A 26,293-nucleotide genomic window follows, 5' to 3' on the forward strand; every position below is an offset into this window, starting at 1 on the left:
TTTAGGCTCGTTTTTATTGAATTGGCTTTCAGTTAGTTGAAAAAAGAGGTATATTATGAATATGTTAACCTTTAAAAACTTGGAAAATACCTATAATAAATGAGGCTTAACTTTCGTATTTTGCTTTAGGAATCAAATTTGATTTAAGCTTAACATGCTTTTAGCATTAAAATTTAATAGATGAGTTACGAAGAATTAGAGCAGTTGTTTTATGCTGGGGAACTGGAGTTGTGTATAGAAAAGGGGGAAGAATTTTTATTAGATAATCCCAAGGATACGGATGTTCTTTACCTGATGTCGATTGCCCATCATGATTTAGCTTTAGAAGCGGGGCCTGAACAAGCATATAAGGTTATAAAAAAGCAGGTAATCCCATACCTCAAGCGTGTACTGAACTATGAACCTAACAATCCAAAGGTTTTATATAATCTATTAAATTATCAACTAGGCAATCAATATGTGCTGGAGCAAATTGCTAGACCCAATGTAGACCTCACCCAGAGTAATAAAGCTGAACTGCTTGGATATGCCGAAAAACTCAAGCAAGACCCTCTCAACAAAGTTTTCGGATTTGAATTTGAAATCAAGATATATGAGATCTTAAAAGAAGATGATGCTCTACTGAAGTCCTTAAATGAGGCAATTGCTTTCTTCGAGATCGAGTTTGCAGATTTCCGGGAGTTAAAGGATCGCAATATCTCGATTTGCTGGATAAAGAAGGTTTATCTTTTGGACAGGGATGGGGTAACAGAGAAAGTTGAATTGCTGGAAATGATTGATAAGGGAATTTTTCACTTTGTTAGTCCTCAGGATCTTGAATATTTAGATTTAGCAGAGATTGCTTTCCAAGGCAATGGCTTGGACGTTGCTTTAAAAGTATTGTTGAAGTTGATAAAAGGAGACAACCATGAACCTGAGGTTCTCGAAGGCTTTGTGAAATGGCATCAACGATTTAAGGAGCAAATTGAACTGGGTTATAACAATCCGGATGTTTTCTATTATCAGTTAATTATTGAAAGAAACTATTATGAGCCATTGGGTGTTCCTGAGGACTATTACTATCAACATGGATTGGAACTCTTAGGGAAATATCCGAATAACTTTGCTGCAAATCATTTCGTTGGCACTTATTTATATGAGATGGGCAATTTTGATGATGCCTATTCTATTTTGAAGAAAGGGGTGAGTATTCATCCTGATGTGACCACTTGGAGGAGGATGGTAGAGTCTCAATTGTTGTCCACGGGCTTGGTTGAACAGGAAGTTCCGATGTTTGCAAGTTTACCTAGGGATATCTATAACGAAGGGGTTAATTTGGATGACTTTCTGAAAAATATGGCTGAAGATGCAATTAAGGAAGGCTTGAGAGTATTGGATGTAAAACTTTACCAGCAGTCCTTTGATGCATTTAGAAAGTATTTTGAAGATTTTGCCTTCGAAAGTGACTTTTATGGTGATGAGCATTGCTGGGCAATGTGCTGTAACAACCTGGCAATCGTTTATACTGCATTAGGCAACTATCCTGCGGCTGTTTCGGTGGCAGAGGAAGGGTTTAAACATTCTGAGTTCCCAGAATTAAATCACACCCTTATTGATGCCCTTTTGAAACAAGAAGATTATCCCAAAGCCCAGAAAGCCCTGGAAAATTACTTCAGTATTTACGATGAGCAAAGTGCATCGTATTATAGGCACCTACAGCATAAAGCGGACTGGGTGATTGTAAACCATAAATTGGAAATGTCCTCAGATATTAAAGCTGAGGCAGAGGAACTCCTGTTCCAGATTTACGAGCATTATTTGGAGAACCCAGATATTTCTGATTTTGATTTCAGGGATTTTGAAGCTGCCAAAAATACCGTTGAATCTATTTTGTACCATGAATTTGAACATAAATCTGCATCAGAGAGGCGAGACTACTATTTAGCAATCGCTGAGAAGTATCCCGATGAAGCGAATCCCCAATATAATTTGATGCAGGCCTATAACGAACTTGAGGATTATGAGCATGTGAATAAATCGGCAAGACTTTATCTGGAGAATAAACAATCCTTTCTGTTGAATGACTTTGATAAGGCGAAAACCATCTATTTGATTGTCAAAAGTCATTATCTAGTTGGGCAATATAGGGAAGGGGCGGCGATGTTCAGTGATTATGATGCCTTTTGCCTAGAAGCTATGGAATGCAATGAATATGTGATATGGCTGAGTTACGGTATCAAGTTATATGACAAACAAAATGACCTTGGCCAAGTGAATATATTGGTCGATCGTTTTCAAGAGATCTATAAGGTGGAACAGTGGGCCTATGATAGTCTTTCTGAGGAGGTTCTATTGGCAAAAGCCCATGTAAATTATCAACAAGGATATCTCAAGGAAGCCCATAAAATATTAGATTATATTTTATCCTATGATGATCATGATGCCATTGCAGAGCATTTTAAACAAACTTGGAAAAAACCGGGCTTGTTATCCAAATTAGGATTTTAGTAACCTGCCATAATTCACTATGTTTTTTCGGTAATGATCTATTACGCGACATGTTTTTATGTGTAATATTGCATTACTTTTGGAATGAATTAAAATCACACAGAGGGGTTTATCCTTTATGCGCCCTTATTAATACGCCAAATTTAACTATTAAAGATTTTTTCTTTTACTGTACATTGTTAATTATTCAATATGAATAGTGAAAAGCTGTCGAAAGTTATCGACACAATGAGAATGCCCTTGATCTTTCTGGTGGTTATTGCTCATTTGGCGCCTTTTGCATATCCTACCATAAAGTTCAATATTTCCGCCAATGACACTTATGTCTTGGTTTCGGAAATGTTTTCCCATCATATTGCGAAGTTTTCGGTTAGATGCTATTTTCTGGTTTCTGGCTTTTACTTTTTCAAAAGCTTTTCAGGAAATGTTCTTCCTTTCTATAAAAAGCAGTTTAGAAGCAGGTTTAGGACGATAATTAGTCCTTATATTATTTGGAATATCATTACTGGAATCGCGATATTCTCTAAGAATTTTATTTTCATCAAGTTAGGTAAACCCGTTGATGATGATTTTGGGATTCTCATGAATGCTGGTTTCTACCATAATCTCTGGGAGGTGCCGATAAATTTTCCATTATGGTACCTGCGAGATCTGATTGTTATGGTATTGATTTCCCCGCTGATAGTTTATTTTATCAAGTATTTCAGGGCTTATGGAATTATGGGCCTGGCCATTCTGTATTTAGCTTTTATTGAGATCCCTGTTCCTGGATTTAGCATGACCGCTATATTTTTCTTTAGTTTAGGAGCCTACTTTTCTTTGGAAAAAAGAGATATGCTCAAGCTATTTGACAAGGTTAAATATCCAGCAATGGGTTTGACATTTCTTTTCCTTTATCTTTCCTTAAAGGCCAGTGGGACTGATTATCATGAATATTTTTTGAGAGTGTTTATTTTAGCCGGCGTTATTTCCATGTTCAATTTATTCGCCTATCTCAATGATAATTATGAGGTCATGAACAAATTGACTGGCTTCAGCTCACTTTCCTTTTTTATTTATGTGTTCCATGAAATTTATATCATAGAATGGTTGAAAGGATTTTTCTTCAATCATCATTTATTTATGGAAGGCTGGGACCGGTTTTATGCCTACTTGATCATTCCGATTTTATGTGTTGCCATATGTAGCTTCATCTACTTTGTGTTGATGAAAATGATACCTAAAGTTTTTGTTTTCCTATTAGGTGGAAGAGTTCCAAGTTATCAACGAATCATTTCAAATAAACCAAACAAGCTTTTTAAGCTAGGGTAGCAAATATTAGAAAATAAAAAAAGCGACATACCAATGTCGCTTCCTATCGAATTCAATTCTTTTCTTTGAGCTGAGATTACCAATCAATATTACGATTGTCATCATCTTCTTGGATCCATTGGTCTTCCATAAATCCATTTTGATTCATTGGATAAACTTTTGCTGATCCTGCCGCAATACCTTCTTCAGTATATATTAAAGTAACCTCAATCTTAGGTTGCTTATATTCCTTTTTCATTTTTATTCTTTTAATAGCTGTGTGTGTTCTATTATCACTAACAAATAGTTGGGTGACTATTGTAGAGAGTACAAATTTAATGCTATTGGACTTTCCTCAAGGTTTATTCTAGCTATTAAGTTTTAATTGTAGTGTATGGTCTACACTAATGAAGCGCTATTTTATCTCTCGAATAAATAAATAATTAAGAATTTGAAAAAACTCCCTAGCGATAAAATATATTTTGAATAAATAAGTGTTAAAATGACGTTAATTAAATATTTTTAATATATTGCATTATGAAATGTGAAAATTTCATGATTCAACCCTCTGGTTTGAACAATTATAAACTATCAAATACAACACCAACAGAATTACACAATGCGAGGAAATTATGTCATAGGGATAGATTTTGGTACAGATTCCGTACGCTCTATTTTGGTAAATGCTAATAATGGGGAGGAAGTATCTTCCGATGTGTTTTACTATCCGCGATGGGCCAAAGGTCTTTACAATGATGCTGAAAAGAATCAGTTTCGACAACATCCCTTAGATTATATCGAGGGGATTACCGCCACGATAAAGAGATGTATAGAACTGGCAGGACCTGAGCGGGCATCTCAAGTAGTTGCTATTTCAGTTGATACCACGGGTTCCACTCCGATTGCCATCAATAAAGAGGGAGTTCCACTTTCCTTACTGCCGGAATTTGCTGAGAATCCTAATGCAATGTTTATCCTTTGGAAAGATCATACCGCAGTTGCAGAGGCAAAAGAAATAAATACACATGCAGAAAAGTATGATAATAATTACCTAAAATATGTTGGTGGCGTTTATTCTTCGGAATGGTTCTGGTCCAAAATATTGCATATTTCCCGTGTTGATGAAAGAATTCGTGACCAAGCATATACATGGATAGAACATTGTGATTGGGTGCCTTTTTTGTTGACCGGAGGAAATTCAGCGGATGAGGTTAAGCGTGGAGTCTGTGCAGCAGGTCATAAGGGTTTATGGGCAGAGGAATATCAAGGGTATCCGCCAAGTGAGTTTTTCGAGGGATTAGACCCACTTCTCAAAGGACATGTCGAGAAGTTAGGAACAGGAACCTATTGTTCATCAGAGTCAGTTGGGAAACTATCGGCAGAATGGGCGGAAAAGCTAGGTTTGAGTACCAATGTCAGTGTTGGAGCAGGCGCTTTTGATTGCCATATGGGGGCCGTAGGTGGAGAAATAGAGCCTTATTTCCTAAGTAAGGTAATGGGAACTTCGACCTGTGATATCTTGGTTGTCCCTGGCGAGCTCGATTTTACCGTAGAAGGCATTTGTGGACAGGTTAATGGTTCTGTTATTCCTAAAATGACAGGCCTTGAGGCTGGACAATCAGCATTTGGTGACGCTTATGCCTGGTTTAAGGATCTTTTGATGTGGCCATTGATAGAATTACTGGGCAAGGATCATGAACAGGTTATGCAAGCTGAAAAAAAGATCATCCCTATGCTGAGTGAGAAAGCAAGTGCTATTAAGCCCAAGCTTTCCCAGCCAATGGCAATTGATTGGCTGAATGGCAGAAGAACACCATATGCGAATCAAAATCTAAAATCAGCTTTTTTTGATCTGAACCTATCAACTGATGTAATCTTATTGTTCCGTGCTGTCGTAGAGTCGACCTGTTTTGGAGCTAAGAAAATTGTGGAATGCTTTATTGATCAGCAAATTCCTGTTAAGGGGATTATTGCTTTAGGGGGAGTGGCGAAAAAATCTCCTTTCGTGATGCAAATGATGGCTGATATCATCAATATGCCTATTAAAGTCCACAAATCTGAGCAAACCTGTGCATTGGGAGCTGCCATGTTTGCAGCAGTTGTAGGCGGTATTTATGAAACAGTTGAAGAGGCGATGGAAAAAATGGGACAAGGGTTCGATGTGGAATACCAGCCTAATCCAGAACTTGCTCCAATCTATGCCGAACGATACAAGAAATACAGCCAATTAGCTGATTTACTAGAAAATAACCTTTACCATGTATAACAGAATTAAACAAGAAGCATACGATGCCAACATGGAATTACCCAAGCTAGGCTTAGTTCTATTTACATTTGGAAATGTTAGTGTCGTAGACCGGGAAAATAAGGTTTTTGCGATCAAACCAAGTGGGGTGCCATATGAAGACCTAAAACCATCCGATATGGTAATAGTAGACTTTGATTCGAACATTATCGAAGGCAATCTGAGGCCTTCTTCCGATACAAAAACCCATGCAGTCCTATATAAAGAATGGGAAGAGATAGGGGCCATTGTACACACGCATTCCACCTATGGAACGGCTTGGGCACAGAGCAACAGAGATATCCCTATCTATGGTACAACCCATGCAGACCATCTGACCAAGGACATCCCATGTGCTCCTCCAATGCAGGACGAGATGATCAAAGGGAATTATGAATATCAGACAGGATATCAGATTATCGATCATTTTAGGGACAGTCATTTAGATTATAAGGAAGTTGAAATGATGTTGGTTGGCAATCATGCCCCTTTTTGTTGGGGAAAGGACGGTAAAAAGGCAGTTTACAATGCAGCCGTATTGGAGTATGTGGCAAAGATGGCCTTCCTGACCGAACAGATTAACCCTGATGTACATCGAATGAAGGATTCCTTAATCAACAAGCACTATGAAAGAAAGCATGGTAAAGATGCTTACTATGGACAATAAATCATTAATAAACCTCAAATAATAAATACATGCCTACCTTAAAAAACTTAGAAGTTTGGTTCATCACTGGAAGTCAAGATCTGTACGGAGAAGAAACATTAAAACAAGCAGCAGATCACTCTAAGGAAATCTCAGCCTACTTTAATGATCATTCCAATATACCAGTAAAAGTAATATTCAAGCCTATCGTCAGAAATTCAGAAGAAATATTCGCTACAATTTCAGCAGCAAATGCAGCTGAAAACTGTATTGGGTTGATTACCTGGATGCATACGTTTTCACCTGCCAAAATGTGGATAAGAGGCCTGCAGGCCATGCAAAAACCACTTTTGCATCTACATACCCAATTTAACCGAGATATCCCTTGGGATGCCATAGACATGGACTTTATGAACCTAAATCAAAGTGCACATGGCGACCGGGAATTTGGATTTATTGTGTCAAGAATGCGAATCGGAAGAAAGGTCGTGACAGGCCATTGGCAGGATGAAGAAGTCATTTCGCAGATCAATGTCTGGTGCAGGGCAGCTGCAGCGTGGCATGATTGGCAAGGAGCTAAATTTGTTCGTTTTGGAGATAATATGCGATATGTGGCAGTAACTGAAGGTGATAAGGTTGAAGCAGAGATTAAATTCGGTTTCTCTGTAAACACCCATGGAATCGGAGATTTAGTCGCTGAAATAGATCAGGTTTCGGAAGCTGCGGTAAATAAGCTTGTGAGGGAATACGAACAAGCCTATGTACTTGCAGAGGATGTCCTAGAAAACGGTAAAAACAGAAAACAAGTTGTTGAAGCTGCAAGAATTGAACTTGGTTTAAGATCATTCTTGGAAAAGGGAAATTATAAAGGTTTCACCGATACTTTTGAAGACCTGCATGGTATGTTGCAATTGCCTGGTTTGGCAGTACAGCGTTTGATGCAGGACGGATATGGCTTCGCTGGTGAAGGAGATTGGAAAACTCCAGCCATAGTAAGAGCGTGCAAGGTAATGGCAACAGGCTATGAGGGTGCAAATGCATTTATGGAAGATTATACTTACCATTTCGACCCTAAGAATGAAATGGTTCTTGGTTCCCATATGTTAGAAGTAGATGCTTCTTTAGCAGCAGAAAAACCAAGGTTAGAAGTTCATCCGCTAGGGATTGGCGGCAAATCCGATCCAGCAAGGTTAGTATTTAACTCTAAAGGAGGAAAAGCCTTGAATGCTGCTTTAGTGGATATGGGCGACCGTTTTAGATTGGTGGTGAATACCGTAAAAGGGGTTGAAGTCAAGGAAAAGCTTCCAAAGCTGCCTGTAGCAAGGGTACTTTGGCAACCAGAACCAGACATGAAAACTGCCTGTACAGCCTGGATATATGCGGGTGGGGCGCATCATACCGTTTACAGCCAAAATTTAACCACCGAATACTTAGCTGATTTTGCAAGAATCGCTGGATTAGAATTAATCGTCATAGATGAATCCACAAATCTCAAAGATTTTGAGAATAACCTAAAATGGAGTGAAGCTTTCTTCAAACTTCAATAAGCAACAATAACCAATAATAAACCCTACAATCATGGAAAAATTCGCAACAATTGACTACGTCATATTCTTGATTTACTTTATCGTAGTCTCAGGTTATGGATATTGGATTTATAGAAGGCAGAAATCTGCAAGTGAGAGCAGTAAGGATTATTTCTTGGCAGAAGGATCCTTGACCTGGTGGGCGATTGGAGCCAGCTTGATTGCCTCCAACATCTCTGCTGAGCAATTTATTGGAATGAGTGGTAACGGCTTTACTGTAGGTATCGCTGTTGCCGCTTATGAATGGATTGCGGCCATAGCTCTGATTATCGTTGCGGTTTGGTTTATTCCCGTCTATCTCAAGAACAAAATATTTACCATGCCTCAGTTCCTGAAGCAGCGGTATAACGAAACAACGGCCCTTATTATGGCCATTTTTTGGTTGTTCCTTTATGTATTTGTCAATCTGACCTCCATTCTATACTTAGGGGCATTGGCCATCAGTAATTTAGGCGGTGGTGAGAACTTCCATATTATCATGCTCGCCCTCGCGGTTTTCTCCGTGATTATTACCCTTGGGGGAATGAAGGTTATTGGATTTACGGATGTAATACAAGTTGTGGTTTTGATTATTGGAGGTTTGGCAACCACTTATGTGGCATTGACACTCGTTTCTGATCATTTCGGATTAGGGAAAGATGCGCTGGCAGGCTTTAAACAATTGATGGTGGATTCTCCCAAGCATTTTAACCTGATAGTGGATAAACCTACAGAACAGAGTACGCAGGAAGAGATCAATAAATACCTCATGCTTCCCGGTATAGGGATGTATCTTGCGGGAATCTGGATTGTCAATTTAAATTATTGGGGGTGTAACCAATATATCACCCAGCGTGCTTTAGGAGCCGATTTGAAGACAGCTAGGACAGGTATCCTATTTGCCGGATTCTTAAAGTTATTGATGCCTATCATCGTCATGCTTCCAGGGATCGCTGCTTATGTACTCTATAAAAACGGTGCATTGCAAGAAGAAATGGCTCCAGGAGGAAATTTCAATCCTGATAATGCCTACTCAGCAATCTTAGGATTCCTTCCAAACGGCATGAAAGGGTTTTCCTTAGCTGCCCTCACTGCAGCCATAGTAGCTTCTTTAGCAGGAAAGGCAAATAGTATAGCGACCATCTTTACCATGGATATTTACAATAAATACATGGATAAGAATGCCTCGGAGAAGAAATTGATTCGAGTGGGTAAGATTACCATTGTGCTGTCCATCATAGTTTCATTGTTATTTACCTGGGATGATCTATTGGGAATTGGCGGAGCCGGTGGTTTTACCTTTATCCAGAAATATACCGGTTTTATCTCTCCAGGAGTGTTTGCCATGTTCTTATTGGGCATGTTCTGGAAGAGAACAACAGGGGCTGCAGCCATTGCAGGTTTGATTACCGGATTTGTGCTGTCGGTCGTTTTCAATAACTATGCACCGGCATGGTTCGGCCATGAAACCTTCCTTTATACTGCATATCCTAACGCACAAGGCAACTATGAAATCCCATTCCAGATCTGTATGGGCCTTGCATTTTTGTTTACCATGATCGTGATGGTTTCCATCAGTTTATTGGGACCTAAAATTAATCCTAAAGGCTTAGAATTGGACAGAAGAATGTTCAAGCTGGAGCCTTCAGTAACAGTTATGGTGGTTATTACGATTCTCCTTGTAGGAGCATTGTATGTTAAGTTTTGGTAATAAATTAATAGAATCATGATCTTGACCTTATTCTCAAATTCCAAATTCTGCATGCAGGGATTCTTTCTGCTCATCGTTGCATTAAGTATTGGCCAAGCACATGCACAGCTCGAAAGCCCAAATGGAAAGATCAAGGTCGATGTACAATTGAATGAAATGGGAGAACCTTCCTATGCAGTTAAATTTGAAGATGTGGTGGTTCTGGAAAGTTCGAAATTGGGATTGATGGTAGGCGATGAATCATTTTCTTCTGGTTTATCCCTGGTCAATAGATCCAAAGTAAATACAGTTAATAAATCTTATGAGAGCTTAAATGCCAAAAGAAGAATTAATAAGTATCAAGCAAATGAGCAATTGTTCAGTTATATTAATAAACAAAAACATAAGTTCAATATCCGTTTTCAAGTTTCCAATGATGGTGTGGTATTTCGTTACGAAATCCCCCAGATAGATCATGAAAAAAGGTTGCTGAAATCAGAAACAAGTTCCTTTAAGTTTCCAAAGACTACCATTGCATGGTTACAGCCCATGGCCATTGCAAAGTCTGGATGGGAACAGACAAATCCCTCTTATGAGGAACATTATTATCAGGAAATTAAAGTCGGTACAGTTGAGTCAACCCGTACAGGTTGGGTTTATCCAGCATTATTTAAAGTTGGAGAAACCTATGCCCTAATCTCCGAATCTGGCTTGGAGGCAAATCATGCTGCCAGCAGGTTGGATACCGAATCTGAAAATGCAGAATACAAGATAGCCTATGCAGGGATTAAGGAAACTATCATGAATAAAGAATTGGAAACTGTAGTGGAGGGTGATTTCCAGAGTCCTTGGCGTGTAATCGCTATAGGAACTTTAGGTACCCTAGTAGAATCAACCTTGGGCCTGGATATCCTTGATCCAGCCATACAGATAGACCAGAGCTTTATAAAGCCTGGAAAGGCTTCTTGGAGTTGGATCAATAGCAAAGACGAGTACATCATATTTGATGAGCAGAAGAAATATATAGATTTTGCTGCCGACATGAATTGGCAATATTGTTTGATCGATGTAAACTGGGATAGGAATATAGGTTATGAAAAGATCCAAGAGTTAGCCGATTATGCGAAAGAGAAGAAAGTGAGTTTGATCCTATGGTATAATTCTGCAGGAGATTGGAATACCGTCGGCTATACCCCTAAAAACAAGCTGTTAACCTCGGAATCGCGTAGAAAGGAATTTGCCAAACTTCATGAAATGGGGATCAAAGGTGTGAAAATTGATTTTTTTGGGGGCGATGGTAAGTCCGTGATTGCATACTACCATGAAATCCTTCGTGATGCCGCAGACTATAAACTTCTAGTGAATTTCCATGGTGCTACTTTGCCACGAGGATGGTCAAAAATGTATCCCCATCTGATGACAGTTGAGGCTGTGCGGGGATTTGAGACCGTAACATTTACCCAGGAAGATGCCGATAGACAAGCCGAGATTTGTGCCACATTGCCGTTTACCAGAAATGTATTCGATCCAATGGATTATACCCCTATGAACCTCTTTAAGGTGAATGCTAATGTCAAGAGAAAAACTACCTCAGCTTTCGAACTGGCAACCTCTATTTTATTTTTGTCCGGAATCCAGCATTATGCGGAATCTCCCGAAGGTATGGCTCATGTACCAGAATATATTAAGCAGTTCCTACGTGATCTGCCTTCAAATTGGGACGATGTCAAATTTATCCAGGGTTATCCTGGCAAAGAAGTCGTGATTGCTAGGAAGTCTGGAAATAAGTGGTATATGGCCGGAATAAACGGTGAAAACATGGAGAAAAAAATGACTATAAACCTTTCTGGATTGGCAACAAAGGGGATGGTAAAACTTATAACGGATGGCAATAACATTGCCGAATTTAGCACACAAGAGTTTGATGTAAAAGATCAAAAATCCATAACGGTCAGGCCTAATGGAGGGTTTGTGATGATATTAGATTAAACGATATCAGCACTATATCCCCATATCTTGCGCCGACCAGCTTGGCAGGTACCGCAAGAAGGACATGATCTGATCCTTATAGATATCCTTATTCAACACATAATAAAAGGCCCCTTTTTTAGAATTCTCCTTGTCCTTTTCATTTAATTTAATCAACAGGTTTGATGAAAGTAACTTTCTGTTGAAATTCCTTTTATCGATCACGATATCATAAACAGCCTCATAAAGGCTGGATATCTGTGGTAAGGTGAATTTTTCAGGTAAAAGTTCAAACAGGATAGGGTATAGGGCTGCCTTGCTCCGCAACAACCTTTTTGCAGTATTGATCATTTCCACATGGTCAAAGATCAGGGTTGGATAATCGTCGATAGGGAACCATTTCGCTTTGAATTCTTCAGAAAGGATATGTTGGTATTCCTTGCTATCTATTAATGCAAAGTAGGTAATACTCACCACACGGCCATGTTTTTCTCGATTGGGTTTTCCAAAAACGGCAGATTGTTCCATATATACATCTTCCAATCCCGTCAACTTGTACAAAATCCTTGATGCAGCCTCATCAGGACTCTCATCAGGCTGTACAAATCCACCCATTAAACTCCAATTGTTGATTTCAGGTTCAAAGCCTCTCTTGATCAATAGGATTTGTAAAGATTCACCATCAAACCCAAAAATGATACAATCTACTGCCAGGAGCGTGCTTGGTTCATCCTTATAAAATTCCATATACTTTTTTTCCACTAATCTAAATTTGGCATTTTCGTCTTGTGAACCAAATTGCTGTATAGCCAAAATACAAAATTTAATTAAAATTATTAAAATTCAATTGATGTGGTATTTTCTTGCTTATGTTTAAAACTTTCCTGTTTGCTCAAAATACGCCCTTTCTGCACCTCAATTATTAAAATCCTGTTATAATTGGTTAAATAAAGGTCAACGACTTTCTTTTCTGTTTTCCTTTAAATTATTTATTAAATTAGGGTAACCTAAATCTCGCGTTAATAACCATGAATGTTAGACCTAATGATCTTCCTTTTACAAAGATGATTTTCTGTTTAGTTGCAGCCTTCATCCTCGTACTATTTTCTTGCTGTAAGGATGCCGGTAACTCCTCCAAACCATACAAAGCTTGGGAAGTAACAGGTGGCTCAAAGGAAAACATTAAATACGCCGATCTAAATCAAATCGATACCCAAAATGTGAAGGATTTAGAGGTCGCATGGATCTATCATTCTGAAGGCGCTGACAGCCTTAAATTCAGTCCTATCGAAACGAATCCGATTATCGTCGATAATGTGCTATATGGTGTCTCTCCAAAGATGAAACTATTTGCCCTTGAGGCTGGAACAGGTAAGCAAATCTGGGTTTTTGACCCACGGGACTCATTGATAACAGGAAAATGGGTCCGTAATAGCGAGAATATGAATCGAGGGGTAACCTATTGGTCAAGTGCAACAGACAAAAGAATTATCTATACCGTAGGGCCATTTGTCTATGCTGTAGATGCACTTTCAGGATCATTAATAAAATCCTTTGGCGATCAAGGTGGAATCGACCTGAGGAAAGGATTAGGGCGCGATGAAAAGAAATCCAATATGACTCCCACCTCCCCGGTTATCGTCTATAAAGACCTCTTTATCGTCAGTGGACAAGTTGATGAGGAAACACCTGGCCATATACGTGCTTTTGATGTCAAAACAGGAGAACAGAAATGGATTTTCCATACCATTCCCCATCCCGGAGAATTTGGATTTGATACTTGGGAAGACAGTACGGCCTATAAAACTAAAGGATCAGCAAATGCTTGGTCTGGCTTTAGTTTGGATGAAAAACGAGGCTTGGTTTTCGCGGGAATAGGAAATCCAACCAATGATTTCTATGGGGGCAAACGTTTGGGAGATGGCTTGTTTGGAAACTGTATTTTGGCTTTAGATGCCGAAACCGGAAAAAGGAAATGGCATTTCCAGACCGTGCACCATGATGTATGGGACATGGACCCTTCAAGTGCCCCGATTTTGGTCACCCTAAATAAAGGGGGGCAAAAAATCGATGCTCTTGTTCAAACCACTAAAACAGGGTTGGTTTTTATTCTCGACCGTGAAACGGGTACCCCAATTTATCCCATAGAAGAGCGCCCTGTACCAACTTTAGGTGCTGTTGAAGGTGAGGTGCTTTCCCCAACTCAACCTTTCCCTGTAAAACCAGCCCCGTTTGCTAGGCAAGGGATGACAGAAAAGGATCTCAACTCCTTGGTTTCAGCAGACTCTTACGAGGATATTAAGAAAAGATATGCACAATATAATTCTCATGGTATCTACACACCACCATCCATCAATGGAACGGTGATCTTCCCCGGTTACGACGGTGGTGGAGAGTGGGGCGGACCTTCTTTCGATCCTGAAACAGGTATTCTCTATGTCAATTCAAATGAAATGACCTGGGTGCTGAATCTTGTTAAATTGGAAAAGACCTCAAATACCCAAAAAACTAACCTTGAAGCGGGTGCTATCCTCTACAAAAAACATTGCATGTCCTGTCATGGACCGGAAAGATTAGGTGGAGGAGATTACCCATCACTGATTGCTGTCAATAAAAAATATAACCTCATCAAGTTTAATGAGCTGCTGTCAACAGGCAGACGAATGATGCCTCCTTTTAATCATATGAGCTTGGCAGAAAAAAATGCAATCGCATCCCTAGTCCTAGAAATGGATGGTAAAAAAGAGGAATTATATGCAGGCAAACCTGAAACGCTCGCCACTTCTTCCAACGAGGATAATGATAGTCCAGATTATTCCTTTACTGGTTACAATAAGTTTCTGACCAAAGAAGGATACCCAGCTGTCAATCCACCTTGGGGAACCCTTAATGCCATCGATCTGAATACAGGCGAGTATGTCTGGAAAATCCCGTTCGGAGAGTTTGAAGAATTGAAGAAAAAAGGAATTCCAACAACAGGTAGAGAAAACTATGGCGGCTCTGTCATTACCTCAGGAGGACTGTTGTTTATTGCAGCAAGTTCCGATGGGAAGTTCAGGGCAATCAATAAAGCAAACGGCAAAATTCTATTCGAAACAGAGCTGCCTGCACCTGGCGTTGCTACCCCTGCAACCTATGTGGTCAATGGAAAGCAATTTGTTGTGATAGCCTGCGGGGGTTCAAAATGGGGAGGAAAAAAAGGAGATGCTTACGTAGCCTTTGCTTTACCTGATAAAAAATGAACGGTTCAATAAAAAATATCATCAATGTTCTGGTCTTTTCGATCCTTTGCTGTTCTTGTCAGGAAAGGATCGAAAAGAATAAGCGGGAAAAGCTTGTTGATTCTACCAATTTGCGTGCGCAATACATTCGTGCCATTGCTGGGGAAGATGAGAGGGTAGATTCTACCACTGTACAAAAAGGGGAGGTGTTGCTGTCCTATTCAGATTGTTATACCTGCCATAAGGAAAATAAAAAAGTGTTGGGGCCATCTTTTCAGGATATTAACCTTCGTTATCCTCGGCAACAGGTTTTTATTAAGATCTTGGCCCAACGGATTATACATGGAGGCTCAGGTGCTTGGGGACATGTAGCGATGAAAGCACATCCTAAATTATCCGTTCCAGATGCTGAAGCTATGGTTACTTATATACTTTCGGCACCATCAAGCAGAAAATAGCTATCTCCAAGCTTTCTGCTTGTAACGTAATAATTACCTAGATTTTTTCCTTCAATCCATTTTAACTTTCCTTTTATTAAAAATTAATACTAACTTAAATCCAATAACCAGTTGATTCTGAGTATGTGGAAATCATTCATGTCGCTCAGAAGAGACTTAAACCTTATACTACACCCTCAACGGGAGCTTTGGCTCCAAAACAAAAGCTATCATCATATGCAATCATTTGATTGTGTTTGATTCGGACAATAGAACATCTTTTTCCATAATGAAGTGGAATAGAGAATGGGCTAATGGTTTTTGGTAATAATTTGACTTAACATAAATTATGATGTGTAGAAAAAATCCTGTTTCAAAGAAATCACTTAGCATTGCCGCTGTTTTTTCAGTGTTTGGATTGCTGATCTTTCTCTTGCCCATGTGCCGTCCAGGTACTGGATCAGGAAGTTCAGATGCCGGAAACTTTGTCCTGCCAAAATATGTTGACTACAACTATGATATAAAACCGATCCTTTCTGATAAATGCTTTGCTTGCCACGGTCCGGACAATAATACCCGAGAAGCTGGCTTAAGATTGGACACCGAAGAAGGGGCCTACAAAGCTTTGGCTGAAAGTCCTGATAAGCATGCTGTGGTTCCCGGTAAACCCCATATCAGTGAAGCTTTTCTGCGTATCACATCGGATGACGAGTCCATAAAGATGCCACCTACTGCTTCAAATCTGCCCTTGAGCAATTTTGAAATTGACCTTATCGAACGTTGGATTGAACAAGGAGCAGTTTATAAACCGCATTGGGCTTTTACGGCACCTAAAAAACCTGAAGTGCCCCAACAGGAAAAAATTAAATGGGGGAATAATGAGATCGATAATTTTGTTCTTGACAAAATGTCCAAAGCTGGGTTCAAACCTAATCCTGAAGCCGATAAAAATAGGCTCCTGCGCAGGGTAAGCCTGGATTTAACAGGATTGCCGCCTGATGAGAAAGTCATGGAACGTTTCTTAAATGACGATTCACCCCAAGCCTATGAAAAATTAGTGGACGAACTCATGGCAAGTCCCGCATTTGGTGAACAAATGGCCTTGCACTGGATGGATGTCGCTCGTTACGCTGACTCCTATGGCTACCAAGATGATGATATCAGGACACAATGGCCTTGGCGGGATTGGGTTATCCATGCTTTTAATGAAAACATGCCCTACAATCAGTTTGTCACTTGGCAATTGGCTGGAGATTTACTCCCCAATCCTAATAAAGAGCAGATTTTAGCGACAGCTTTCAATAGAAACCATAAAATCACGGAAGAAGGTGGAGTGGTGGAAGAGGAATATCGCGTTGCCTATGGACTGGATAAAACCAATACCTATGCTAAAGGTATTTTAGGAATTACCATGGAGTGTGCACAATGCCACGACCATAAGTATGACCCTTTTACCCAAAAGAACTATTATGGCATGTACGCCTTCTTCAATAATTCTTTGGAAAAAGGTTTAGAAGGATTAGTGAATTCAGGACCATCAAAAACTCCAAGGCTGACCGTAACCCAAGAAGATATCAAGGGAATCCTGAGTTTCATCAATCAAAATGCTGATGATGGAGAGGTCACGGTATCGGTCATGGGCGAAAGGGATAGCATCCGACCTACCTTTATTCTGGATAGAGGGGTTTATGATGCCCCGACTGTACGTGTCTATCCGCAGACGCCTGAAGCTGTTTTGCCTTTTGATAGCACCAAGTACGCATCCAATAGATTGGGATTGGCCCAATGGACCTTCAGTGATAAAAATCCATTGACCTCTAGGGTGTTTGTAAACCAAATGTGGGCACTCATTTTCGGACGTGGCCTGGTCGCTTCCGTTGCTGATTTTGGCAATCAAGGTGACCTTCCTAGTCACCCTGAACTTCTGGACTGGTTGGCAGTTGACTTCCAGCAAAATGGATGGAACATCAAACGGCTTATCAAGCAACTGGTCAGTACGGCCACCTATAAGCAGTCTTCTGTCATAGAACAAAAACACTTAGAAAAAGATCCTGATAATATCTTCCTGGCTCGGGCGAAAAGGTTGCGATTGCCGGCGCAGATGATTCGGGATCAAGTCTTGGCGACCAGCGGATTATTGAACCGGAAAATAGGTGGGCCCAGTATCAAACCTTATCAACCCGAAGGAATTTGGGAAGTCAGTAGTTCGGGGCGGGGAGCTTTGGCGCAATATGTACAGGATCACGGTCAGGACTTATACCGTCGAGGAATGTATGTCTTCTTTAAATTGACGCTGCCGCCTCCCAATATGTTGATTTTTGATGCCAGTAACCGAGATGCCTGTGAAGTCCAAAGACAAAGGACCAATACACCATTGCAAGCCTTGGTCATGATGAACGATCCGGCTATACTGGAGGCGTCTAGGATCTACTCGACAAACCTGATGGCCGATCAGCCAAATCTTAAACAGAATGACTATATCAATAAAGTTTTTAAACGGGTACTCTGTCGAGAACCCACGGATAAAGAATTGGAGTTGTTAGGTTCCTATTATCAAGATGAACTTACTCGGTTTACTCAAAACAAAAAAGATGCTGCCTCCTTCTTAAATGTGGGTGAGGCACCGCAGGACAGCTCTCTTCCAAAAGAGAAATTAGCCGCATTGATGTCGGTGGTGCATGCGATTTATAATCTGGAAGAAACACTGAATAAAGGATAGGGTCTAGGGAAATACAATATGGATAATCATGAGAAAAAAGATAGATAATAACTTAGATAAAGAAGTAAAAGAAGCTCAGCTGTTCCAAAACCGCAGGCAATTTTTATCTAGTTTAAGCATAGGGATTGGAAGTATAGCCTTAGGGTCTTTATTGATTCCAGACTTGTTTTCGGGCAAACCTGGTAGCCAAGAAGCCTTTGAAAGAGCTTTGCCTCATTTTGCTCCTAAAGCAAAACGGGTCATTTACCTTTTCCAATCTGGTGGCGTATCCCAATTGGAATCCTTCGACCATAAACCAAAGCTTAGGGAGATGATCGGTCAAGACTTGCCAGAATCAATCCGTGGCGGACAAAGATTGACCGGTATGACAGCAGGTCAAGCTACTTTTCCACTGGTGGGTTCATATTTTGATTTTGCTCAATATGGACAAAGTCGAGCTTGGGTAAGCAGTTTATTTCCGCACATGGCAAAGATCGTGGATGATCTATGTATCATCAAATCTATGCATACAGATGCCATTAACCATGATCCCGCCATCACTTTCTTCCAAACGGGATCTCAACAGGGTAGCCGTGCGAGTATGGGTGCTTGGTTGAGTTATGGACTAGGAAGTGAAAACCAAAATTTACCGGGCTTCTGCGTCCTAGTTTCTAAGGGAAAAGGAAATGGTCAAGGAGTCTATTCTAAACTTTGGACCAACGGATTCCTGGATTCTGTCCATCAAGGGGTGCAATTTATGGGTGGTCCTGATCCGGTTCTCTATCTTAATAACCCTGAAGGAACCGATAAGATGAGCCGTAGGAAACTTTTGGATAAGCTCGCCGAATTGAACAGCATGCAATTTGAAACGTTCAAGGATCCCGAGATTACGGCAAAAGTCCAACAATATGAAATGGCATATAGAATGCAGACCTCCGTACCGGAAGTAACTGACCTGTCCAAAGAACCTGACCATATCATAAAAATGTATGGTCCTGAGTGCTTGGTCCCTGGTACCTATGCGGCAAATTGTCTGCTTGCCAGAAAACTTTCAGAAAATGGAGTGCGTTTCGTGCAACTCTACCATCAAGGCTGGGACCAACATGGTGGTCTCCCAAATGAAATGGCCATGCAAGCAAAAGATGTGGATCAGGCTTCCGCAGCATTGGTTTCCGATCTTAAACAAAGAGGTCTGTTGGATGAAACCCTAGTGATATGGGGCGGAGAATTTGGTAGAACAAACTATTGCCAAGGTGGACTGACCGTGGATAATTATGGCCGTGACCATCACCCGCGCTGCTTCAGCGTTTGGATGGCAGGTGGCGGTATCAAACCGGGCATGGTCTATGGCGAGACGGATGAACTGGGCTATAATATTGTCAAAAACCCTGTTCATGTACATGATTTCCATGCTACCATTCTGCATACACTGGGTTTAGATCATGAAAAACTAACCTATAAGCATTTGGGAAGGAGATACCGATTGACCGATGTCGCAGGTAATGTAGTCAAAGATATTTTAGCATAAACAGGGAAGCTAAATGACAATCAAAAATTTGCACTTCAATATATTGATAGGCCTCAACAGCTTTATCATTTTTTTCTTACTGTTTGAAAACAGCATTCAGATCCCCGCTTATTTACAGGTTGTAGGCCGAATGCACCCCTTGTTGCTGCATTTTCCTATTGTGCTCTTGGTCATCTGCTGGATCCTCTATCTTTTTAGGTCTCGCCTTGAAAAAGAAGTACCAACGCTTCAATCTATCCTCAACTCCCTGTTGTTCATCAGTGCCTTACTGACTGCGATCACGGTCATCATGGGGCTGTTACTTTCTAAGGAAGGGGGATTTGAAGGAAGGACCTATGAAATACATAAATATACCGGAGTTGGCCTATCCCTATTGACACTTGCCTTACTGGCTTTTATCCGATTCAACTCCAGTGGCAAATACCAGAAAGTCTTTGCCCTTGGCATGAATATTTCCATCATTCTGTTGCTTCTTGTTGGGCATTTTGGTGCATCCCTTACCCATGGTGAGGATTTTATCATGTCGCCCATCATGGAAAAGAAATCAAAGGAATTGGATGCTGAAACCGCTATTGTTTTTGAAGATGCAGTTATGCCTATCCTTCAGGCAAAATGCGTAGGCTGCCATAATTCAAGTAAACCTAAGGGCGGACTTGTCCTATCTGATAGTACATCAATCTTGAAAGGTGGCGAGAATGGAAAGGTCTTTACTGCGGGTAACGCATTGACCAGTTTAATGATCGAACGTATCCTCCTGGATATTGAACATAAACATAAGATGCCTCCTAAAGGGAAACCTCAATTGAGTATCGATGAGGTATCTCTTTTACGAGCTTGGATACAGAGCGGTGGTAAATTTGATCTTCCGCTTTCTGCCTTCGCCGTTCAGGATACCCTCTTTCAGGCTGTCAAGTCTGTCTATGGTTTTGCTGGAGCAGAAACCTATGATTTCGCTGCAGCAGATGAAGCTGAAGTAAAGAAACTAAACACACCCTACAGGATCATCAACCCCTTGGATGCTGGCTCTCCAGCCTTGGATGTAAACTTTTATGGCAAGGACTTTTTTACGGATAAATCGCTTTCTGAATTATCCTCCATTGCCGAGCAGGTGGTCTCCATAAACTTGAGTTCCATGCCGATTAAAAAGGCCGACATCCAAACACTCAATAAATTTAAGAACCTGAGGATCCTGAACCTGAACAACAGTAAGGTAAGCAACGAAGACCTGGCATTGCTTAAGGATCATGAAAACCTTAAAAGTATCAGCCTCATTGGCACTGGCATTAGCATAGAAGGAATCAAATCTTTGGCAAATCTGCCAAATATGAGGAAAATTTTCGTTTGGAACACTGCATTAAAACCTACGGATCTAGATGCGATAAGAAAGGATTTTCCAACCCTGAAAATAGATGCGGGATCGAAATCTGATGATTCCCAAAAATTGGCCCTGACACCGGTAAGAATAAATCCTAATCGGAGCTTTTTCCAGAAAGAGATGACAGTTTCACTAAGTCATCCTATTACGGGTGTGCAATTGAGATATACCTTGGATGGTACGAATCCGGATTCTTCAACGGCCAAGATCTATAAGGAACCTATCCTGCTGAACAAGGATGCTAATTTACGTGTCAAGGCAGTGAAAGAGGGTTGGTTGCCTAGCAATGAAACCCAGCAACGTTTCTATGCAACTTCGTTTAGTCCTAAGACCATCGTGTTAGAAACTAAACCTAGTCAACAATATAAAGCAAGAAAGGAACAAAGCTTCTTTGATCTGGAAAGTGGAGGCAATAACAATGCAGATGGTAAGTGGTTAGGATTTCAGGGGAATGACCTTTCTACGACGATGAGCTTCGGTGAAGCAATTTCACTCGATACCCTCGCTCTCAGCATTAAACAGTCGTATAATGAACATATCTATCCACCTGAATATATTGAAATCTGGGGTGGAACTGACTCCCTGAACCTCAAACTCTTGAACAAAGTCAAATTGGACCTGGATAAAGTGGATAAAATGCGATATAAACGAATGATTGCCTGTGCAATCCCTAATCAGAAAATCAGTTTTATTCGACTGAAAACAAAGCACTATCCTAAAATTCCACAAGGTTTTCCCGGAGATGGTAACCCACCTTGGTTATTTGTGGATGAAATCATATTAAAATAACTGGTATTTAACCTATAAATCTACATCATGAATAGAAAAGCATTTATCCAAAAATCTACTGTCCTAACAGGGAGTTTGTTGATCATGAAAGACTTGTTTTCCAAACCGAAAAACATCGTTTATGGTCATAATAGCATGAAGTATAGTCTGGATACGGCTTGGGCAACTAAACATAACCCGAAATTAACGGTTAATGATTGCCATGAAATGGTACAGGATAAAAAGGGTAGGATCATCTTGCTGACCAATGAAACAAAGAATAACGTCATTGTCTTCAATAAGGACGGTAAAGTATTGGAAAGTTGGGGAAATGACTTCCCCGGAGGTCATGGCCTGACCTTGCATAATGAAAATGGAACTGATTACCTATATATTACCGATACCGATAAACATCAGGTCTATAAAACCAGCCTTTCAGGAAAGGTCCTCCTGACCATTGATGCTCCTCTAGGAATTGGGCTTTACCATAAAAAAGAGGAATTTGTACCTACGGAAACTGCAATCGATGATAATGGCGACATCTATATTGCCGATGGCTATGGCGCTCAACATATCCTACACTATGACAGTAAAGGTAAATTGATCAATCATTTTGGCGGTCGAGGAGAAGGAGATCAATTTCTTGATAATGCGCATGGAATTGCCTTTGACAAAAGAAAAGGTAAAAAAAGCCTTTTGATTACAGACCGAACGAGGAACTGCTTTAAAAGATTTGATACTGCAGGGAAATTGTTGGAGATTATCCAGCTGCCAGGAGAATGTGTGTGTAGACCTGTGATCAAAGGGAACCATGTTTATGCGGCAGTTTTAAGGTCTCCAAATATGGATGTTGCAGGTTCGGGCTTTGTTACCATCCTGGACAAAAACAATAAGGTGGTCAGCAATATAGGGGGTACAGAACCTGTTTACCAAGATGGAACCTTAAAGACTATGCAGCAACAAGACAAGATATTTGTTCATCCCCACGATGTCTGTGTGGATGATGATGATAATTTATATGTGGCGCAATGGGCATCTGGAAAGGTTTTTCCATATAAGTTAAATAGGGTGTAACCTTATCTTTTCTTGTACATTTCCCTATACTTGATTTTTTCGGATTCTCGCTCGATCAATAGTCGGGCTAGAGTATGTCCGGGGGACCTAATGCCTGCTTCTTCGGCCAATGCCCGTCTAGCTTTTTCTTCGGAGACATCGATTCGATAAAGGATACTGATCACCTTATTGAAATTTGTGGAAACCAGTTCATCTATATGATTGGCTAATTGTTCGAATTGTTCTTTCTCGGTCTTATATTTTGAGACATTTTCCAATTGAAGCTTATCGGCAACCAAAAGCACAGGATAATTCTTGTTTTCCATATCTTTTTCTCATTTCTACTGGTAAATTTAATTTTATTTTATCCATTTCCATTAAGTAAAATGACCTTTTGTAGCTGACTATTTTAGCTCCAAATTCTTTCAAATTCGACCATTTGTTTCGAGTATAGCTTTAGTCTTATTCGAGGCATATTCGGAAAATTCGGAATGTGTCTCGAATGAGAGTAAACTTAGATACGGGGAAACCACTTGATTGGAATAGCTAAAATATTATCCTGAAATAAGTGCTTTTGCTCTTATTCTGATTTCTCCAGTGATTCTCCTTTTGGAGAACCGAAAATCTGCTTATGTATAATCAGGCAGATGCTGATAACTATTATGATTGCTGCAATCCCTAGGGTTTCGTGGGTTCTTTGGAAGCTATGACGCATAAGACCTCCGATTCCTTGGATCATTAGCACAAATTCATTGAGGAATATCCCGAGCAATAAGCCATAGACCCCAATTCCAATACCCTTATTCATTTTTAGAGCCTGACTGTTGAAGGCGTAGCCCAATAAAAATAAGGAAATAATTACTAATAATACCAAATGTAGGTAGGCAATAACGATCGGTCTAAAGCCATAGACCAATTGGCTTAAGGCCGGAATAATGGAGATCGCTTGCAGGATCAATTTGATGCAGACCGCTAAGGCCACACAGGACCATAAGATAAAGACAACTTTACTTAACTGTAATGCATCCGTTTTCTTTTTGGCAGCAAAGAATTTGATAAGGAATTTTGCCCATAGGAAAATTTGTACCAAAACGGTTAGCAGCAATAATCCATAAAGCCAATTAGGGAATCCTTTCCACCAGAGTACAGACAGAAAATAAGCAGGAACAACTGTTGAGATATACAGCCATGAGAACCTCGGGCTAATGATACTCTGGCCAAATTTTTTGAAAATCCAATGGTTCAACAAACCAAAACAGCCAAAGAAAAACCAGCCATTGTATTGGAAATGCAGATAGAAGTAGACAGAGGCCAATTGTTTCAATGGATCCAATTGATGGGTTACCTTCAGGTAAACCAAGGCAAATGTGCCAATCGATGAGAGAACATTATATATTACTGCGGCTTTGATCAAGATCAATATCGCTTTTGGAACAGAGGATTTATTGAGGTCTTTCCAGAGAACGATCGCAAACCAATAGGAGACCAACACGACCAAGGATGAGAATGTAATAGAGAGAAAGGCATAACCCGTAATGGTAAATGAGATCAGCATGCCCAAGGATGCCAGGAAATTGGCTGATAGGATATTCCTATAAATTTTGGGAAAGCTCTTTTCCATGTTATTTCCAGTAACGATCAAGATCAAGAAAATCATGATCGCTTGAGACACCCATCCCGAAAATGCAAAGTGCGAATGTGCATGCATCAGGTTTTTTTGATCCAGGAAGGGTAGGGGAAAGAGAAATTTAAGGCGCATCAATAGACCATAGATTCCCACGATCAGAAAACTGAACATGGTTAGTAGAGTCCAATCTTTTGCAGAATTAAATTTGAGTGTTGCTGACATTCCTTTTTTCTAAGCTAATTAACCTTCGACCTTTCCAGTGCAATAAGTCGGGATAAATACCTTTCCTTTGATAATGGAAAGTTTTTCCTCTTTTTCAAGGTTTTTCATGGCTCGGATTATGGTTTCCACCCTTAACCCGGTCATATTTGCCAATTGTTGCCTGGTCAACATCAATCGATGACATTCCCCACAGATGAGTTTGTTTTCATCGTTTAATTTATTGAGCAGATGAATCAGGATTTCCTCTGGCGAATAGCTGCAGATCATTTTCGTCATGAAGAGCTTGAACCGAAGTTCTCTTGCTATTCGTTGGGTTACCAAGAGCATGATGCTATGGTAATCGCTTAGAATCTCCATAAATGCGCTAGAGGATAACTTTAGCATGGTACATGGTTTGTCTGCGATGGCAGTTGCCACATGGAAACCGTTATCAAGTATGGCAACCTCCCCAAATCCCTCGCCTGCACAGACGACCTTATGCAATACTTCTTTACCGTCGGCAAGGAAGTTGCAAATTCTTACTCGTCCACTGATCACTTGATAATAGAAATTTGAAGGACTATTCTCATGGAATATCACTTCTGCGCTTTCCACTTTTTTAACGGTTGCGCCTTTTTCAATAAGTAACTCGGATGGGATCATATCCTTGTTTGTTTTATGTCTTTCTATTTAAGACAAATCTATCCAGAAAGACTGTTTTCATAGTTGATGGTAGTCACTCAAAATAGTGATTAGAATCAAAATTAGACTTAATTCTCTAATAGTCAATAGGATGCAGGGTTGATTACCATAAATCAATACTGTTAATCAATAAATTATGATTTGCCTCATAAAATTAGCCTCAAGCTTGCCGGTACCTTTGTAATAAACGTAATACACAATCATTGATTGAATTCAAAAAAATCTAAGAAACTATGAAAAAATTAACCGTACTCTTTTTGATGGCCATGTTTATATATGCCTGTTCATCAAACAATAGTGAACAAAAATCAGAGCGTTCCTTCCCAGAGGAAACAGCCGCCGCATCTAGCGATGCTGGTACTGACGCAAGCTCCTATGACCCTAACCGCGGAGAAGGAAAATTTACAACAGTTGACCTAGGCGCCAAGCTGGATGTAGCGATGGCTGAAGCAGGCAAGACCATTGTAGATTTAAAGTGTGCATCATGTCACAAGATGACCGATGAGAAATTGGTTGGACCAGGATGGAAAGGCGTTTCAGAACGTAGAAAACCAGAATGGATCATGAACTTTATTACCAACCCAGATGCGATGTTGGATAAAGACCCTGAGTTGCAAGCGCAATTGGAATTGTGTTTAGTGCGTATGCCTAACCAAAACTTAACAGACGATGATGCCCGCAAAATCTTGGAATTTATGCGTCAAAATGATGGTGTGAAATAATTCGAAAGCAAGTTATTATATCTAAATCATA

General features: G+C 40.1%; 19 protein-coding genes. 14 read left to right on the forward strand and 5 right to left on the reverse strand.

Annotation, left to right across the window (positions count from 1 at the left end; translation table 11 throughout):
* Positions 1-180: 180 nt before the first annotated feature.
* A complete protein-coding gene (locus NLF99_RS13545) occupies positions 181-2,487 on the forward strand; it encodes a lipopolysaccharide assembly protein LapB (protein ID WP_254528944.1) in 2,307 nt (768 codons plus the stop codon).
* Between the two features lie 192 nt (positions 2,488-2,679).
* On the forward strand, positions 2,680-3,798 hold the full coding sequence (locus NLF99_RS13550) for an acyltransferase (protein WP_254528945.1): 1,119 nt from the start codon (positions 2,680-2,682) through the stop codon (positions 3,796-3,798).
* Positions 3,799-3,874: 76 nt separating this feature from the next.
* Here NLF99_RS13550 and NLF99_RS13555 read toward each other — a convergent pair whose 3' ends face one another.
* Positions 3,875-4,036 carry a hypothetical protein gene (locus NLF99_RS13555; RefSeq protein WP_185213033.1) on the reverse strand — a complete coding sequence of 54 codons (162 nt, stop codon included), beginning with the start codon at positions 4,034-4,036 and terminating at the stop codon, positions 3,875-3,877.
* 360 nt (positions 4,037-4,396) lie between these two features.
* Between NLF99_RS13555 and NLF99_RS13560 the strand changes: the two genes are divergently transcribed.
* From NLF99_RS13560 to NLF99_RS13580, 5 genes are read left to right on the forward strand one after another with little or no spacing between them, the layout of a single operon-like run.
* Positions 4,397-6,043: a ribulokinase gene (locus tag NLF99_RS13560; protein WP_254528947.1), complete on the forward strand. Its 1,647-nt coding sequence runs from the start codon at positions 4,397-4,399 to the stop codon at positions 6,041-6,043.
* A complete protein-coding gene (locus tag NLF99_RS13565) occupies positions 6,036-6,728 on the forward strand; it encodes an L-ribulose-5-phosphate 4-epimerase (RefSeq protein ID WP_185213031.1) in 693 nt (230 codons plus the stop codon). The genes NLF99_RS13560 and NLF99_RS13565 overlap by 8 nt, the downstream gene beginning before the upstream one ends.
* A gap of 29 nt (positions 6,729-6,757) precedes the next feature.
* A complete protein-coding gene (gene araA, locus NLF99_RS13570) occupies positions 6,758-8,254 on the forward strand; it encodes an L-arabinose isomerase (protein ID WP_185217391.1) in 1,497 nt (498 codons plus the stop codon).
* A gap of 31 nt (positions 8,255-8,285) precedes the next feature.
* The gene (locus tag NLF99_RS13575; RefSeq protein ID WP_254528949.1) at positions 8,286-9,983 is read left to right on the forward strand and encodes a sodium/solute symporter; all 1,698 of its coding nucleotides are present in this window, start codon (positions 8,286-8,288) and stop codon (positions 9,981-9,983) included.
* A gap of 15 nt (positions 9,984-9,998) precedes the next feature.
* Positions 9,999-11,951 carry a glycoside hydrolase family 97 protein gene (locus NLF99_RS13580; protein WP_254528951.1) on the forward strand — a complete coding sequence of 651 codons (1,953 nt, stop codon included), beginning with the start codon at positions 9,999-10,001 and terminating at the stop codon, positions 11,949-11,951.
* Between the two features lie 12 nt (positions 11,952-11,963).
* On the opposite strand, the gene NLF99_RS13585 is transcribed toward NLF99_RS13580, so the two are convergent.
* The gene (locus tag NLF99_RS13585) at positions 11,964-12,677 is read right to left on the reverse strand and encodes an NUDIX domain-containing protein (protein ID WP_185217389.1); all 714 of its coding nucleotides are present in this window, start codon (positions 12,675-12,677) and stop codon (positions 11,964-11,966) included.
* 281 nt (positions 12,678-12,958) lie between these two features.
* Between NLF99_RS13585 and NLF99_RS13590 the strand changes: the two genes are divergently transcribed.
* From NLF99_RS13590 to NLF99_RS13615, 6 genes are all read left to right on the forward strand, one after another.
* Positions 12,959-15,172 (forward strand): PQQ-binding-like beta-propeller repeat protein, encoded by a 2,214-nt coding sequence (locus NLF99_RS13590; protein ID WP_254528953.1) that lies wholly within the window; start codon positions 12,959-12,961, stop codon positions 15,170-15,172.
* Positions 15,169-15,609, forward strand: a complete 441-nt coding sequence (locus NLF99_RS13595) for a c-type cytochrome (protein WP_254528955.1) — start codon at positions 15,169-15,171, stop codon at positions 15,607-15,609. Before NLF99_RS13590 ends, NLF99_RS13595 begins: the two co-directional genes overlap by 4 nt.
* Positions 15,610-15,937: 328 nt before the next feature.
* Positions 15,938-18,307, forward strand: coding sequence for a PSD1 and planctomycete cytochrome C domain-containing protein (locus NLF99_RS13600; RefSeq protein WP_254528957.1), 2,370 nt, complete (start codon positions 15,938-15,940; stop codon positions 18,305-18,307).
* Between the two features lie 28 nt (positions 18,308-18,335).
* A complete protein-coding gene (locus NLF99_RS13605) occupies positions 18,336-19,814 on the forward strand; it encodes a DUF1501 domain-containing protein (RefSeq protein ID WP_185213024.1) in 1,479 nt (492 codons plus the stop codon).
* A 13-nt stretch (positions 19,815-19,827) separates the two neighbouring features.
* The gene (locus NLF99_RS13610) at positions 19,828-21,978 is read left to right on the forward strand and encodes a chitobiase/beta-hexosaminidase C-terminal domain-containing protein (protein ID WP_254528959.1); all 2,151 of its coding nucleotides are present in this window, start codon (positions 19,828-19,830) and stop codon (positions 21,976-21,978) included.
* Between the two features lie 27 nt (positions 21,979-22,005).
* A complete protein-coding gene (locus tag NLF99_RS13615; protein WP_254528961.1) occupies positions 22,006-23,031 on the forward strand; it encodes a hypothetical protein in 1,026 nt (341 codons plus the stop codon).
* 2 nt (positions 23,032-23,033) lie between these two features.
* Here NLF99_RS13615 and NLF99_RS13620 read toward each other — a convergent pair whose 3' ends face one another.
* The 3 genes from NLF99_RS13620 to NLF99_RS13630 all read right to left on the reverse strand — a co-directional run bounded on the left by NLF99_RS13620 (position 23,034) and on the right by NLF99_RS13630 (position 25,501).
* Positions 23,034-23,336, reverse strand: a complete 303-nt coding sequence (locus NLF99_RS13620) for a hypothetical protein (protein ID WP_254528963.1) — start codon at positions 23,334-23,336, stop codon at positions 23,034-23,036.
* Between the two features lie 254 nt (positions 23,337-23,590).
* The gene (locus NLF99_RS13625; protein ID WP_254528965.1) at positions 23,591-24,859 is read right to left on the reverse strand and encodes a hypothetical protein; all 1,269 of its coding nucleotides are present in this window, start codon (positions 24,857-24,859) and stop codon (positions 23,591-23,593) included.
* Between the two features lie 18 nt (positions 24,860-24,877).
* Positions 24,878-25,501, reverse strand: a complete 624-nt coding sequence (locus NLF99_RS13630) for a Crp/Fnr family transcriptional regulator (RefSeq protein ID WP_254528967.1) — start codon at positions 25,499-25,501, stop codon at positions 24,878-24,880.
* A 272-nt stretch (positions 25,502-25,773) separates the two neighbouring features.
* Here NLF99_RS13630 and NLF99_RS13635 point away from each other — a divergent pair, with 272 nt between their 5' ends.
* Positions 25,774-26,262, forward strand: coding sequence for a c-type cytochrome (locus tag NLF99_RS13635; protein WP_185213018.1), 489 nt, complete (start codon positions 25,774-25,776; stop codon positions 26,260-26,262).
* Positions 26,263-26,293: the final 31 nt, after the last annotated feature.

The sequence above is a fragment of the Sphingobacterium sp. LZ11T8 genome (assembly GCF_024261425.1).
In the GTDB taxonomy this organism is placed as follows: Bacteria; Bacteroidota; Bacteroidia; order Sphingobacteriales; family Sphingobacteriaceae; genus Sphingobacterium.

Coding starts and splice junctions, on each gene's coding strand:
- NLF99_RS13610 (WP_254528959.1), top strand. CDS start 19,828: ATGACAATCAAAAATTTGCACTTCAATATATTGATAGGCCTCAACAGC.
- NLF99_RS13595 (WP_254528955.1), top strand. CDS start 15,169: ATGAACGGTTCAATAAAAAATATCATCAATGTTCTGGTCTTTTCGATC.
- NLF99_RS13550 (WP_254528945.1), top strand. CDS start 2,680: ATGAATAGTGAAAAGCTGTCGAAAGTTATCGACACAATGAGAATGCCC.
- NLF99_RS13580 (WP_254528951.1), top strand. CDS start 9,999: ATGATCTTGACCTTATTCTCAAATTCCAAATTCTGCATGCAGGGATTC.
- NLF99_RS13600 (WP_254528957.1), top strand. CDS start 15,938: ATGATGTGTAGAAAAAATCCTGTTTCAAAGAAATCACTTAGCATTGCC.
- NLF99_RS13585 (WP_185217389.1), bottom strand. CDS start 12,677: ATGGAATTTTATAAGGATGAACCAAGCACGCTCCTGGCAGTAGATTGT.
- NLF99_RS13590 (WP_254528953.1), top strand. CDS start 12,959: ATGAATGTTAGACCTAATGATCTTCCTTTTACAAAGATGATTTTCTGT.
- NLF99_RS13635 (WP_185213018.1), top strand. CDS start 25,774: ATGAAAAAATTAACCGTACTCTTTTTGATGGCCATGTTTATATATGCC.
- NLF99_RS13630 (WP_254528967.1), bottom strand. CDS start 25,501: ATGATCCCATCCGAGTTACTTATTGAAAAAGGCGCAACCGTTAAAAAA.
- NLF99_RS13575 (WP_254528949.1), top strand. CDS start 8,286: ATGGAAAAATTCGCAACAATTGACTACGTCATATTCTTGATTTACTTT.
- NLF99_RS13560 (WP_254528947.1), top strand. CDS start 4,397: ATGCGAGGAAATTATGTCATAGGGATAGATTTTGGTACAGATTCCGTA.
- araA (WP_185217391.1), top strand. CDS start 6,758: ATGCCTACCTTAAAAAACTTAGAAGTTTGGTTCATCACTGGAAGTCAA.
- NLF99_RS13625 (WP_254528965.1), bottom strand. CDS start 24,859: ATGTCAGCAACACTCAAATTTAATTCTGCAAAAGATTGGACTCTACTA.
- NLF99_RS13565 (WP_185213031.1), top strand. CDS start 6,036: ATGTATAACAGAATTAAACAAGAAGCATACGATGCCAACATGGAATTA.
- NLF99_RS13615 (WP_254528961.1), top strand. CDS start 22,006: ATGAATAGAAAAGCATTTATCCAAAAATCTACTGTCCTAACAGGGAGT.
- NLF99_RS13545 (WP_254528944.1), top strand. CDS start 181: ATGAGTTACGAAGAATTAGAGCAGTTGTTTTATGCTGGGGAACTGGAG.
- NLF99_RS13605 (WP_185213024.1), top strand. CDS start 18,336: ATGAGAAAAAAGATAGATAATAACTTAGATAAAGAAGTAAAAGAAGCT.
- NLF99_RS13555 (WP_185213033.1), bottom strand. CDS start 4,036: ATGAAAAAGGAATATAAGCAACCTAAGATTGAGGTTACTTTAATATAT.
- NLF99_RS13620 (WP_254528963.1), bottom strand. CDS start 23,336: ATGGAAAACAAGAATTATCCTGTGCTTTTGGTTGCCGATAAGCTTCAA.